Here is a 12,562-nt window from a genome sequence, read left to right as displayed (position 1 = left end):
TCATGGACTCGCAATTCCGCCCCGCCCTCGTCCTCTTCATCGCGCTGTCCGCCCTCACGGGTCTGGCCTACCCCCTCGGGGTCACCGGGCTGGCCCAGGCGGTCTTCCCCCATCAGGCCGAAGGCAGCCTGATCCGCAGAGACGGCCAGATCATCGGTTCCGAGTGGATCGGGCAGTCCTTCACGGCGCCCCGCGACTTCTGGGGTCGTCCCTCCGCCACCGTCGACGCCCAAGGCAAGCCCCTGCCCTACAACGGCGCCAACAGTGGCGGTTCCAACCTGGCTCCCAGCAGTCCGGATCTCCGCAGAGCGGTCCAGGACCGGGTCGCCGCCCTCCGGACCGCGGACCCGGAGGCCACCGGCCCGGTTCCTGTCGACCTCGTTACCGCGTCGGGCAGTGGCCTGGATCCACACATCAGCCCGGCTTCCGCGCTCTTCCAGGCTCACCGGGTGGCCTTGGCGAGAGGGCTGGACGAGACCACTGTGCGCGACCTCGTGACCACCCATGTCGAAGGCCCGCAATGGGGCATCCTCGGCGAACCCCGGGTGAACGTCCTGAAACTCAACTTGGCCCTCGACGACCCGTTTGGGGCAAAGAGCCACAAATCCAGATAGCGTAAGGGCATGGCCTTCCAACGCCCTGATCCTGATGCCCTGCTCCGCAAGGTCCAGGCAGAAGAAGCCCGGGAGAGTCGGGCGAAACTCAAGGTCTTCTTCGGCGCCGCACCGGGCGTTGGCAAGACCTACGCCATGCTTTCCGAGGCGCGGGAGCGGAGCGTGGAGGGGGTCGACCTCGTCGTCGGCGTCGTCGAGACCCACGGCCGGAGTGAGACGGCCGCCCTTACAGAGGGGCTGGAGATCCTGCCCCGAAAGGAGCTGGCCTACGCCGGTCAGTTCCTTCCTGAGTTCGACCTCGAAGCCGCCCTGGCCCGCCGGCCGGCGCTGATTCTCGTGGACGAGCTGGCCCACACCAACGTGATGGGCTCCCGGCACGCCAAGCGCTGGCAGGACGTCATGGAGCTGCTGGACGCCGGCATCGATGTCTACACCACGATGAACGTCCAGCACCTGGAAAGCCTCAAGGACGTCATCGCCCAGATCACCGGCGTCACGGTTCGAGAGAATGTCCCGGACACCGTCATGGAACGAGCGGACGAAGTCGAGCTGGTGGACCTGGCCCCGGAGGATCTGCTCGTCCGGCTCAAGGAGGGCAAGGTCTACCTTCCGGAGCAGGCCAGTCATGCCCGCGAACACTTCTTCCGCAAAGGCAACCTTCTCGCCCTTCGCGAGCTGGCCCTGCGCCACACGGCGGAAAACGTCGATGCCCAGATGCGGCGGTACATGGAGTCCGAGGGTATCCGGAAGACCTGGGCAGCCGGTGACCGGCTCCTGGTCTGTGTCGGTCCGGACGGGCTCTCCGAGCGGCTCATCCGCGCCACACGCCGCATGGCGGGGTCCCTGGCGGCCTCATGGGTGGCCCTCTACATCGAATCCCCCCGGCACTTCAAATTCAGCGAGGAAGAGCGGACCCGCGTCGAGGAGAATCTCCGGCTGGCCGAGAAGCTGGGTGGGGAAACGGTCGTCATCGAAGGCGGCGGCCGGACGGACGAGGACATCCTCGCATTCGCCCAGGATCGAAACATCACCAAGATCGTGGTGGGCAAGCCTTCGCGCCCAAGATGGCTCGACGCCTTCGCGGGTTCGCCGGTAGATGACCTCATCCGCCACAGCGGGAACATCGACATCTACGTCATCACGGGCGAAACGGCGAAACAGGCGCACCCGTCGGCCCTCCGGCCCCGCATCACGAGCCCCCCGCGGAACTACCTGCTCAGCCTCATCACGGTGGCCCTCGCGACGGCCGTCGCCGGCCTGGTATTCCGACGCACGGAACTAGCGGACATCGTGATGGTCTACCTGCTGGGGATCCTGGTGGTCGCCACCCGCTTCGGCCGCGGCCCCTCGCTCCTGGCTTCGATCCTGAGCGTGGCGGCCTTCGATTTCATCTTCGTGCCCCCCTATTTCACCTTCGTGGTATCCGACTTCCGCCACGTAGGCACCTTCTCGGTGATGCTTCTGGTGGGGGTGGTCATCGGCAATCTCACCGAGCGGATCCGGGCCCAGGCCCGCCTGGCCCGCGGCCGGGAACAACGGACACAGGCCCTCTTCCGCCTGGGGCAGGGATTGGCCCGCAGCGCGGGGTCCACAGCGCTGGTGGCCGCCGCGATCCAGAACGTCGCGGCCCAGTTCCAGAGTCATGCGGTGGTGCTGCTTCCAGACGGTTCCGGACACCTGGAGGCGCCGGCCCATCACTTCGCCTTCCCGCTGAACGACCAGGAACGGGGGGTGGCCCAGTGGGTCCTCGAGCATGACGAGCCTGCCGGACTGGGCACGGTCACCCTGCCCGGGGCCCGTGCCACCTACCTGCCCCTCAAGGGGTCCAAGGGCCCGCTGGGTGTGATGGGTGTGCTTCCGGAGGGCGCCCCCCGGTGGGTGGAACCGGACCAGCGTCAGCTGCTGGAGGCCTTCGCCACCCAGACCGCCCTGGCCCTGGAGCGAACCCTCCTGGCCGAGCAGAGCGCCGCGGATCGCCAGCGGGCCGAGGAGGAGCGCCTGCGGAATGCGCTGCTCAGCTCGGTATCGCATGACTTGCGGACCCCCCTGGGCGTCATCACTGGCGCCGTGAGCACGGTCCTGGAGACACCCGACCTCTCCGACGCCACCCGGCGCGACCTCCTGACCTCGGCCCAGGAGGAGGCCCAACGGCTGCACCGGCTCGTCAGCAATCTGCTGGATATCACGCGCCTTGAGGCCGGCGCCCTGGAGTTGCGCACCGAATGGATCCCCGTGGAGGAGGTGGTGGGCGCGGCCCTGGACCGCCGCGAGCTGGGTGCGGAATCCGCGCGGGTGAAGGCCCACCTGCCCGAAGATCTGCCGCTGGTGGCCATGGATCCCGTCCTCATGGAGCAGGTGCTGGTGAACCTCCTCGACAACGCGCTGAAGTACTCGCCGCCGGGTTCCCAGGTGGACATCAAGGCCTGGGCCGCTGGGAAGTCCCTCACCCTGTCCGTGACGGACCGGGGCCCCGGGATCGCTCCCGGGGAGGAGGTGCGGATCTTCGAGAAGCTGGCCCGAGGCGGCGCCGCCGTGGGCCACCCTGGGGCGGGGCTTGGCTTGGCCATCTGCAAGGGCATCGTGGCCGCCCACGGGGGCCGCATCCAGGCGGTCAACCATCCCCAGGGCGGAGCCCAGTTCCTCGTGAGCCTCCCCCTGGGCACGCCGCCACCTGTGCCCGAGGAGCCGGCATGAGCGTTCCCGCTCCCCAGATCCTCCTGGTGGAGGACGAGCCCCAGATGCGCCGATTCCTCCGGGTGGCCCTGGAGGGTGGCGGCTACCGCTACCTCGAGGCCGCCTCGGGCCAGGAGGGCCTGACCCTGGCCGTGCAGCATCGGCCGGACGTGATCCTGCTCGACCTGGGCCTCCCCGACATGGACGGCCTCGACCTCATGACGCGGCTCCGGGAATGGAGCCGCACCCCGGTCATCGTCATCTCCGCCAGGGGACGGGAGACCGACAAGATCGGTGCCTTGGACGTGGGCGCCGACGACTACCTCACCAAGCCCTTCGGCACCGGGGAGCTCCTGGCCCGTATCCGTGTAGCTCTGCGCCACGCGGACCCCGGGACGGCCGAAGACCCGCTGTTCACCCTGGGACGGTGGCGAGTGGACCTGGCCCGGCGCCAGGTCCTCGTCGGAGGCCAGGAGGTCCACCTCACCCCGCTCGAATACCGCCTCTTCACCACCCTGATCCGGCACGCAGGAAAGGTCGTCACCCAGCGCCAGCTCCTGAAGGAGGTCTGGGGTGGCGTGGCGGGCGCCCAGCCCCTGTACCTCCGGGTCTACATGGCCCAGCTCCGGCACAAACTGGAGGAGGATCCTTCCCGCCCCAGGTACCTGCAGACCGAGCCCGGCGTGGGCTACCGGCTACGGACGGAGGAGTAGGCCGCCAATCCACCCCAAGACAGCGACCCTGATTCACTGGATCATGTATTCAATGGACAGACCGATGAACCACCCTGATCCGGCCCAGGAGCCCCATCCCGTGGAGGAGCCCCCCCGGGATGGGACGGAGGCACCCACCGGCGGGCCTGCCCCGGCCCCGGAGCCTGGCCTCTCCCCCCTGCGCCACACCCGCGAACTGCTCGACATGATCAAGTTCGAGCACACGGTCTTCGCCCTGCCCTTCGCCTTCCTGGGGGCGCTGGGGGCGGCTCAGGGAATCCCACCCCTCCGCACGATCCTCTGGATCCTGGCGGCCATGGTGGGGGCGCGCACGGCGGCCATGACCTTCAACCGCCTGGTGGACGTGGACGTGGACGCGGAGAACCCTCGCACCGCGAGCCGGGCCCTGCCCGCGGGCCGGGTCTCCCGGGCCGGCGCCATGCTCCTGATGGGGGCGGGGATCGTCCTCTTCGGCCTGGCGGCCGGCGCCCTGGGACCCCTCACCTGGGCCCTCTCGCCGCTGGCCCTCGTGATCATCCTGGGCTACTCGCTCTGCAAGCGCTTCACCTCCTGGGCCCACGTGGTGCTGGGCCTCTCCCTCTCCGGAGCGCCCCTGGGGGCCTGGATTGCCGTGTCGGGACGCATCGAGGCCCCGGCCCTTTGGCTCTCCGGGGGCGTCCTGGCCTGGACCGCGGGCTTCGACATCCTCTATTCCCTCCAGGACCAGGGCTATGACCGCGACAAGGGGCTGCATTCCATGCCCGTCAGGCTGGGCACTGGCGGCGCCCTGGCCCTTTCCCGCGCCTTCCACCTCCTGGCCCTGGCGGCCTGGGCCATGTTCAACGTCCACATGGGCAGCCATCTGATCGCCTGGGCCGGATGGGCCACTGTGGCGGTCATGCTCGCCAAGGAGCAGTGGCTGGTCCGGGGTGGTGACCTGTCCCGCATCGACCAGGCTTTCTTCACGTTGAACAGCCTTGTGGGACTCGTGTTTTTCCTCGCCCATGCCTTGGAGTGGTGGCTATCGCGCTCGCTCCTGGCTCCGGTCTAGATCGTTCGTTGTAAGAAGGCGAGTCGATCCATCATGGATTCCCAGGTATGCTGAGAGGCCATGTCCACTCACCAGCCCGAACGCCGACTCGCCGTGCGCTCCAGCCGCCCCGATCCCGTGGGGTGGCTCACCGTGATGGTCGTCTTCAGCCATCGCACCCTCCGCTGGTCCCTCACTCGCCGGATGCTGCTCTGGGGAATCGGACTCGTGGCCGGTTTTTCAGCCCTGGCGATGATTGGTTCCGGCTACGGATTCTGGGCCACCAAGAAGATCATGAGCTTCAGCCGGCTCCAGAAAGAGACGGTGGAGCAGCAGGAGCAGCTCCGGTCCTCCCTGGATCAGGCCCAGGCCCTCGAGGCCGAGGTGACGACCCTCCGGCAGCAGCAGACGGAGCTGCTGAAGCTCCTGGATCCGAAGGCCTCCACCACTTCGCCCCTGCCCCCGCCGCCCGGGCAACCTGTGCAACCCCCCGCCCCGCCGCCTCCCGGAACCCAGGAGAAGCTATCCCGCCTCAAGCAGGACCTCGACTACACCACCAAGCAGGCGGCCGTCGTGCGGGCCAGGATGGAGCCCGTGCTCCGGGCCTGGGCGCACACGCCCTCCATCCCGCCCACGGCCGGCTACCTCAGCTCGGGGTTCGGGGTACGCGTCAATCCGTTCTCCCGGCCCAACGAGGAAGGGGATGGACTGCTGGGCTACCACACGGGCATCGACATCAGCAACGCCCTCGACACGCCGATCCAGGTCACCGCTGACGGCGAGGTGGAAGAAGCCGGCTGGATGGACCGCTACGGCTGGGGCGTCCGCGTGCGGCACAACAACGAGCAGGAAACCTTGTACGCCCACATGAACCACGTGAACGTCAAGGCCGGGCAGAAAGTGTCCCGCGGGGATATCCTGGGCACGATGGGACGCTCGGGGAACGCCACCGGGGTCCATCTCCATTACGAAGTGCGGCTGAACGGCAAGCCCACGAACCCCCAGCCCTACCTGCGTCTCCAGCGCCAGTGGATCCGGGCGCTGCGCAAATCGTCCTGACCCCCCGAAGGAGCAACCCATGGCCGTATTCCGCACCAACAAGCCCAAGCCCGATTCCGCCCCCGCGATCCACTCGATCCTCGGCAAGGACGTGATTCTCACCGGAGAGATCCACACGGGCTCCCAGAGCCTGCGCATCGAAGGCACCGTGGAGGGGATCATCCAATCCACCGGCGAGATCTCCATCGCCCCGGGCGGCATGGTGAAGGGGACCATCTACGCCAAGCACCTCGTGGTGACCGGCCGCGCCGAAGGGACCATGAAGATCACCGAGTGCCTGGAGATCCATGGCACGGGCTACGTGGAGGGAGACGTCGAGGTCGGCTCCCTGGTCGTCGACGAGGGCGGCACCCTCCAGGGCGTCTGTGTCCGCCGGGATCAGACCCGTACCCTGGAGCTTGCGAACGCCGCCAAGGGCGGAACCCTCGCCATGTCCTCCACCGGGTCGCAGGCCCAGGACACGATCGACGCCAAGTTCTGATCAGCGGAACAGCGGCCCCGGATCGGACTTCACCCCCAGATAGGCGTAGGCCGCATCGGTGGCCTTCCGGCCCTGGGGCGTGCGATCCAGGAAGCCCACCTGCATGAGGTAGGGCTCCACCAGATCCTCGAGCGCCCCCTCATCCTCGCCCAGCGCGGCGGCCAGGGTCCGCAGGCCCACGGGGCCGCCCCGATGCTTGTGGCAGATGGCCTGGAGATACTCCCGGTCCAGGCCATCCAGGCCCAGGTCGTCCACCTCGTGAAGCTTCAGGCAGGCCTCGGCGGATTCCACGGTGATGGTCCCGTCGCCCTTCACCTCGGCGTAGTCCCGGCAGCGCCGGAGCAGGCGGTTGCAGATGCGCGGCGTCCCCCGGCTCCGGCGGGCGATGGCCTCGGCGCCCTCCGGGGCCAGGTGGATGCCCAGGAGGTCCGCCGACCGGCGGGCGATGATGGCCAGGTCCGCCCGGGTGTAGAACTCCAGGCGATGGACCATGCCGAAGCGATCGTGCAGGGGTTTCGAGATGAGTCCGGCGCGCGTGGTGGCGCCCACCAGGGTGAAGGGCCGCAGATCCACCTTCAGGGTCTGGGCGCTGGGTCCCTGGCCGATGAGGATGTCCAGCTTGCGGTCCTCCATGGCCGAGTAGAGCATCTCCTCGATGGGCGCCGACAGGCGGTGGACCTCGTCAATGAAGAGGAACTCCCCCGCCTCCAGGTTCGTGAGGATGGCCGCCAGGTCCCCCTTCTTCTCCAGCGCCGGGGCCTGGATGACCTTGCAGGGCGCGCCCATCTCGTTGGCGAGCACGTGCGCGAGGGTGGTCTTGCCCAGCCCCGGTGGGCCGAACAGGAGCACATGATCCATCACCTCCCCGCGCTTCGAGGCGGCCTGGAGGGCGATCTCCAACCGGGCTTTCACCTTGGCCTGGCCGATATATTCCTGGAGGCGCTGGGGCCTCAGCGAGTATTCAACGGGGTCCTCCAGGTTCGTGGAGGGATCGAGGTCAGGATGCCGGTGCATGACTTCTATTCCCTCACGGGTCTTCCACTTGTGTCCAGCCGATGGCCGGATAATCTTGGGTTCGCAGTCCTAAGCCCCCCTTATCCCATGACGCCTGCCCGGGAGATGCCGTGGCCCAGCGCTACCAGCTCCTGATTCGAGACCGGCACGGGTTCGAGCGTTCCGTGCCCCTCGCCCGCTCGGTCACCGTGGGACGGCAGAGCCTCTGCGACGTGGTGCTGTCCGACAACATGATCAGCCGCAGCCACTTGCGCCTGGAGTTGCAGGACGACACCTGGTGGGTCGAGGATCTCAAGACCACCCATGGCAGCTTTTACATGGGTCAGCCACTGACGGAGCGCCAGGCCTGGGAGCCCGGGACTCCCCTGCTCCTGGCGGACAGCGCCTACACGCTGACCCTGGTCCGCACGGACCACAGCAGCTCGGAGATCCACCTCCAGGCCATCCTCGATGCGGCCCAGCTCCTGGCCCAGGAATCCGATCTCGAGGACATGCTCGAGCAGTCCCTGGACCGCCTGCTCAGCATCTCCGGGACGGACCGGGGCTTCCTCATGCTCCTGGAGGATGGCGAGCTGGCCTGCCGGGTCCAGCGCAACCTGGGCCAGGAGCTCGAGGGCCAGATCCAGCTGTCCATGTCCAGCGTCCACAAGGTGTTCGAGACCGGGGATCCCATCTGGATCCTCAACGTTGCCGAGGACGGCCAGCTGCTCAGCCAGCACTCGATCCAGCGGTTGGAGCTGAAGACCATCCTCTGCCTTCCCCTGCTGCTCCAGGGGCGGCGCATCGGCGTGGTCTACCTCGACAGCCGCCGCCCCATCATCGAACCGCCGGACCGGCCGACCTTCGAGGCCATCGTCTCGCTCTGCGCCATCGCCATCGAGCGTTCGAGGCTGTCCGAGGAGAACCTGCGCAGCCACGTGCTCGCCACAGTGGGCCAGGTGGCCAGTTCCATCGTCCATGACTTCAAGAACGGGCTCTTCGTGCTCCGCGGCCACGCGGACCTGCTGGAGCTGTCCACCGAGGACACCAAGGTCCGCCACCACTGCCGCAAGATCCTGGAATGCGTGGATCGCCTCACGCACCTGAGCCAGGACGTGCTCGATTTCGCCAAGGTGCGGGAGCCCCGGAGAGAAACAGTGGATCTCCGGCCCTTCCTGGAGGCCGTCATCGAGCCCCTGGTGCCCCGTGCCGCCGAGATGGGCGTGACCCTCCAGGCCGAAGGTCCGCCCTGCCTGATCAAGCTGGATCCCGCCCGGTTCACCCGGGTCATGGAGAACCTCCTGGCCAACGCCATGGACGCCACCGTCGGCATGAGCGGCGAGATCCTCGTGAACTGGATCCAGACCACGGGCGGGGTTCAGATCCGGGTGAAGGATCAGGGCCGCGGCATCCCCAAGCGCGTCGTCAAGCGGATCTTCGAACCTTTCTTCAGCTACGGGAAGAAGAAGGGGACGGGTCTTGGCATGGCCACCGTGAAGAAGATCGTCGAGGAGCACGGGGGCACCCTGGAATTCCTCAGCGAGGAGGGCCAAGGGACCGAGGTCATCATCCTCCTGCCGGACCATCCCATCACGGAGGACCACCGGCTGCCGGACGAGTCCACGGGAGAGCACCGCAACCTGGGAGCAGAGCGGGTATGAACGCCTTCCACACAGGCATGGGGTTCGACGTCCATCGCTTCGCGGCACCGGAAGAAGGCCGCCCGCTGATGCTCATGGGCTGCCACATTCCGCATGACCGGGGCCTGGCGGGTCACAGCGACGCGGACGTCATGCTGCACGCCCTCATGGACGCGCTCCTGGGCGCCGCGGGCCTGGGCGACATCGGACAGCATTTCCCCGACATGGATCCCGCCTATCGGGGCGCCGACTCGGCGGGCCTGCTGGAGCGGGTGATGGGCGATCTCGCTGAGCGGGGCTGGCGGGTGGTGAACGCCGATGTCTGCCTCATCGGCGAGCGACCCAAGATCGGCCCCCACCGCCAGGGCATGCGCGATCGCATCGCCCCTGTGCTGGGCATCCACAGCGATGCCCTGAACGTGAAGGCCACCACCACGGAGAAGCTGGGCTTCACCGGCCGGGGCGAAGGTCTCGCGGCCCAGGCCGTGGTGCTGATCGAGAGGCGCTAGGGCTTTTCGAGCCTTCGGCGAGCCAGGCCCGCGAGGGCGTCCGGCGTGTTGAGCGACGGGTCCTCCAGCACGGCCTCCAGCAGATCCCGCTGGAGCTCGCCCAGCCAGGGGCCGCCTCCGCGTCCGGCCAGCGCCATGAGCGCCGCTCCGTCCAGGGCCAGGGCCCTCACCGAGAGGGGCGGAGCAGCGGCGGCCATGGCTTCAAGGCGGACCAGGATGGCGGCGTGCTCCTGTTCCCGGGCCTCCACCTCCAGGCCCTTCGCCCGTTGATCCGCCAGGCGGAATGCCCCCCAGCGGGCCAGGGTCAGCCCGTCCTCCCCGAGCCGACGCAGGAAGCGCCGGCAGGCCGTGTCGCTCCAATCCGCGGTCGGATGGGTGCCATGGTGGCGGACCAGGGCCAGGACGTCGCGCCGGAGCGCGTGGGCGGCCTTGAGCCGTTCCAGGAGGATGCCCGTGAGCTCCAGGGACCGGGCCTCGTGCCCATGGAACCGGGTCTCACCCTCGTCCCCGAGGGTGCGGGCGCCAGGCTTGCCGGCATCATGCAGCAGGGCGGCCCAGCGCAGCCCCGTATCGGCCGGAACCAGGCGCGTCACCTCCAGCGTGTGGCGCCACACATCCCATCGGTGGTGCCGGTTCTGGCCGCAGCCGATCATGGGACGCAGCTCCGCCAGCCAGAGGTCCAGCAGCCCCGTCCGCGCCAGGAGGTCCAGCCCCCGGTGGGGCTCCAGGCCGCAGAGCAGCTTGGTGAGTTCCGCGAGGACCCGCTCCGCGGCCACCTTGCGGGCAACCTCCAGCCGTTCGGGAATGGCCGCCAGGGTCCCGGCTTCCACCTCGAAGCCCAGTTGGGCCGCGAACCGGCATGCCCGCAGGGTGCGGAGGCCGTCCTCGGCGAAGCGGCGCAGCGGATCGCCCACGGCCCGGAGGGTCCGCGTCTCCAGGTCGGCCCTGCCACCGAAGGGATCCACCAGGTCGCCGCCGCCCACGGGAAGGGCCATGGCGTTGATGGTGAAGTCGCGGCGAGACAGGTCTTCCTCCAGGCTGACGCCCAGTCGCACCGTCTCGGGATGCCGCCCGTCCAGATAATCCCCATCGCTCCGGAACGTGGTGATCTCGATGGGCCGATCCTCCAGCAGCACGGTGACCGTGCCGTGCTGCAGCCCCGTGGGAATCGCCTTCAGGCCCGCGGCCCGGGCCCGGTCCATCACGGCCTTCGGCATCAGCTTCGTGGCCAGGTCCCAGTCCGTGTGAGGACGCCCCAGCAGTTCATCGCGGACGGCGCCGCCGACCACCACCAGCTCCGCCTCGGGCCCCAGGGCCTCCTCGAGGTGGCGCAGCGGGGCCCACATCAGTCGGCGCCCCGCGCCAGCCGGGCCAGGGCTTCGCCCTCCACGCGGCAGGTGAGCCAGGGCCGCATGACCTTGGCGCCATGGGCCTCGTAGAACTCGATGGCCGGCGTGTTCCAATCGAGCACCTGCCAGACGAAGCGGGTCCAGCCCTCCTTCACGGCGAGCGCGGCCAGGTGCTGGAGCAGGGCCTTGCCAATGCCCTTGCCCCGGAAGGCCGGCCGCACGAACAGGTCCTCGAGGTAGATGCCCGGCTTGCCTTCCCAGGTGCTGAAGTTCAGGAACCAGAGGGCGAAGCCCGCAGGCTGGCCGTCCCACTCCGCCATGGTCACCTTCACCAGGGGATGCTCCGAAAAGGCGTAACGATGGATGTCCGCCTCCGTGGCGACCGCCGCTTCCGGCTCCCGCTCGTAGTCCGCCAATTCGCGGATGTACTGCAGGATCAACGGGGCGTCGGAAGGAACGGCAGGGCGCAGGTTCAGCATGGGTCTATGCTAACCGGATGGACCGCGACACCGCCCTCCGCCTTCATGAGGCCATGCTCCTGACCCGGCTCACGGAAGAGCGCCTGGTGAAGCTTTTCCGCCAGGGCAGGACCCTCGGCAGCATCTATCGGAGCCTGGGCCAGGAGGCCACCTCCTGCGCCAGCGCCATGGCCCTCGGGCCCGACGACGTGATCGGCCCCATGATCCGCAACCTGGGCTCCATGCTGGTCCGGGGCGCCACACCACTCGAGATCTTCCTCCAGTACCTGGGCCGCGCCACCGGCCCCACCGCGGGCCGGGAGCACAACAACCACTTCGGCGCGGTGGAAAGAGGCATCCTGGCCCCCACCTCCATGCTGGGCGCCCTCATCCCCGTGATGGCGGGCGTGGCCCTCAGCTTTCGCCAGAAGGGGGAGCGGCGCGTGGCCATGACCTGGATCGGCGATGGCGGCAGCTCCACCGGAGCCTTCTACGAGGGCCTCAACTTCGCGGTGGTGCAGCAGCTTCCCCTGATCGTCGTCGGGGAGTCCAACGGATACGCCTTCTCCACGCCCCCGGAGCGCCAGATGGCCGGGCGGATGTCGGCCCGGTCCCAGGGGGCCTTCACCCTCACGGTGGACGGCAACGACGCCGCGGAGGTGTATGCCGCCAGCCTGCAGGCCCGCCAGCACTGCCTCGAGGGCAAGGGCCCCGTCTTCCTCGTCTGCGAGACCTTCCGCATGAAAGGCCACGCCGAGCACGACGACCAGCGCTACGTGGATCCCCAGCTTCTGGCCCAGTGGGCCGCCAAGGACCCCCTGCCCCGCTTCGAGGCCTGGCTCGCCCGGAAGCGCTGGACCCCGGACCCGGGCTTGCGCGCCCGGCTGGAAGGCAAGCTCCTCGAGGACGCGGAGACCGCCCTGGCGGCCCCCTGGCCCGACCCCGCCACCTTGAATGCGGGGGTCTTCTCCGCCTGAAGGCCGGCCTTCCCCGGACTCATGCCTTTTGCCAGGCCAGGCTGGCATGACGACCCATCCATCCAC

General features: G+C 68.7%; 12 protein-coding genes. 9 read left to right on the top strand and 3 right to left on the bottom strand.

Annotated features, from left to right (window positions below; genetic code table 11):
* Positions 1–2 precede the first annotated feature (2 nt).
* From kdpC to MLE64_RS01835, 6 genes are all read left to right on the top strand, one after another.
* A complete protein-coding gene (gene kdpC / locus MLE64_RS01860) occupies positions 3–614 on the top strand; it encodes a potassium-transporting ATPase subunit KdpC (protein WP_243315182.1) in 612 nt (203 codons plus the stop codon).
* Positions 615–623: 9 nt separating this feature from the next.
* A complete protein-coding gene (locus MLE64_RS01855; RefSeq protein ID WP_243315180.1) occupies positions 624–3,308 on the top strand; it encodes a sensor histidine kinase in 2,685 nt (894 codons plus the stop codon).
* Positions 3,305–4,000: a response regulator gene (locus tag MLE64_RS01850; RefSeq protein ID WP_243315178.1), complete on the top strand. Its 696-nt coding sequence runs from the start codon at positions 3,305–3,307 to the stop codon at positions 3,998–4,000. The genes MLE64_RS01855 and MLE64_RS01850 overlap by 4 nt, the downstream gene beginning before the upstream one ends.
* A 64-nt stretch (positions 4,001–4,064) precedes the next feature.
* Entirely contained in the window at positions 4,065–5,051 is a 987-nt protein-coding gene (locus MLE64_RS01845; protein WP_243315175.1) for a UbiA-like polyprenyltransferase, read from the top strand.
* Between the two features lie 60 nt (positions 5,052–5,111).
* Positions 5,112–6,089 carry a M23 family metallopeptidase gene (locus tag MLE64_RS01840; protein WP_243315173.1) on the top strand — a complete coding sequence of 326 codons (978 nt, stop codon included), beginning with the start codon at positions 5,112–5,114 and terminating at the stop codon, positions 6,087–6,089.
* Between the two features lie 19 nt (positions 6,090–6,108).
* Positions 6,109–6,570, top strand: coding sequence for a bactofilin family protein (locus MLE64_RS01835; protein WP_243293519.1), 462 nt, complete (start codon positions 6,109–6,111; stop codon positions 6,568–6,570).
* On the opposite strand, the gene ruvB is transcribed toward MLE64_RS01835, so the two are convergent.
* Complete coding sequence (ruvB, locus tag MLE64_RS01830) at positions 6,571–7,584, bottom strand: Holliday junction branch migration DNA helicase RuvB (RefSeq protein ID WP_243293518.1); 1,014 nt, start codon at positions 7,582–7,584, stop codon at positions 6,571–6,573.
* Positions 7,585–7,694: 110 nt separating this feature from the next.
* On the opposite strand from ruvB, the gene MLE64_RS01825 reads away from it, so the two are divergent.
* Together MLE64_RS01825 and ispF are read left to right on the top strand one after the other, a co-directional pair.
* Positions 7,695–9,224, top strand: coding sequence for an ATP-binding protein (locus MLE64_RS01825; RefSeq protein WP_243315171.1), 1,530 nt, complete (start codon positions 7,695–7,697; stop codon positions 9,222–9,224).
* Entirely contained in the window at positions 9,221–9,712 is a 492-nt protein-coding gene (gene ispF / locus MLE64_RS01820) for a 2-C-methyl-D-erythritol 2,4-cyclodiphosphate synthase (RefSeq protein WP_243315169.1), read from the top strand. The genes MLE64_RS01825 and ispF overlap by 4 nt, the downstream gene beginning before the upstream one ends.
* On the opposite strand, the gene MLE64_RS01815 is transcribed toward ispF, so the two are convergent.
* Together MLE64_RS01815 and MLE64_RS01810 are read right to left on the bottom strand one after the other, a co-directional pair.
* Positions 9,709–11,058, bottom strand: coding sequence for a CCA tRNA nucleotidyltransferase (locus MLE64_RS01815; RefSeq protein ID WP_243315166.1), 1,350 nt, complete (start codon positions 11,056–11,058; stop codon positions 9,709–9,711). The two genes, ispF and MLE64_RS01815, sit on opposite strands and share 4 nt — an antisense overlap.
* Positions 11,058–11,540 carry a GNAT family N-acetyltransferase gene (locus MLE64_RS01810; RefSeq protein WP_243315164.1) on the bottom strand — a complete coding sequence of 161 codons (483 nt, stop codon included), beginning with the start codon at positions 11,538–11,540 and terminating at the stop codon, positions 11,058–11,060. Before MLE64_RS01810 ends, MLE64_RS01815 begins: the two co-directional genes overlap by 1 nt.
* A gap of 53 nt (positions 11,541–11,593) precedes the next feature.
* Between MLE64_RS01810 and MLE64_RS01805 the strand changes: the two genes are divergently transcribed.
* Positions 11,594–12,496, top strand: a complete 903-nt coding sequence (locus MLE64_RS01805; RefSeq protein WP_243315162.1) for a thiamine pyrophosphate-dependent dehydrogenase E1 component subunit alpha — start codon at positions 11,594–11,596, stop codon at positions 12,494–12,496.
* The last annotated feature ends 66 nt before the right edge of the window (positions 12,497–12,562 follow it).

Source organism: Geothrix paludis (assembly GCF_022808815.1).
Lineage (GTDB): Bacteria > Acidobacteriota > Holophagae > Holophagales > Holophagaceae > Geothrix > Geothrix paludis.
This window is presented reverse-complemented; position numbering and strand designations above follow the sequence as displayed.

Excerpts from the sequence above, each read along its gene's own strand:
- kdpC (WP_243315182.1), top strand. The coding sequence starts at position 3 with ATGGACTCGCAATTCCGCCCCGCCCTCGTCCTCTTCATCGCGCTGTCC.
- MLE64_RS01855 (WP_243315180.1), top strand. The coding sequence starts at position 624 with ATGGCCTTCCAACGCCCTGATCCTGATGCCCTGCTCCGCAAGGTCCAG.
- MLE64_RS01850 (WP_243315178.1), top strand. The coding sequence starts at position 3,305 with ATGAGCGTTCCCGCTCCCCAGATCCTCCTGGTGGAGGACGAGCCCCAG.
- MLE64_RS01845 (WP_243315175.1), top strand. The coding sequence starts at position 4,065 with ATGAACCACCCTGATCCGGCCCAGGAGCCCCATCCCGTGGAGGAGCCC.
- MLE64_RS01840 (WP_243315173.1), top strand. The coding sequence starts at position 5,112 with ATGTCCACTCACCAGCCCGAACGCCGACTCGCCGTGCGCTCCAGCCGC.
- MLE64_RS01835 (WP_243293519.1), top strand. The coding sequence starts at position 6,109 with ATGGCCGTATTCCGCACCAACAAGCCCAAGCCCGATTCCGCCCCCGCG.
- ruvB (WP_243293518.1), bottom strand. The coding sequence starts at position 7,584 with ATGCACCGGCATCCTGACCTCGATCCCTCCACGAACCTGGAGGACCCC.
- ispF (WP_243315169.1), top strand. The coding sequence starts at position 9,221 with ATGAACGCCTTCCACACAGGCATGGGGTTCGACGTCCATCGCTTCGCG.
- MLE64_RS01815 (WP_243315166.1), bottom strand. The coding sequence starts at position 11,058 with ATGTGGGCCCCGCTGCGCCACCTCGAGGAGGCCCTGGGGCCCGAGGCG.
- MLE64_RS01810 (WP_243315164.1), bottom strand. The coding sequence starts at position 11,540 with ATGCTGAACCTGCGCCCTGCCGTTCCTTCCGACGCCCCGTTGATCCTG.
- MLE64_RS01805 (WP_243315162.1), top strand. The coding sequence starts at position 11,594 with ATGCTCCTGACCCGGCTCACGGAAGAGCGCCTGGTGAAGCTTTTCCGC.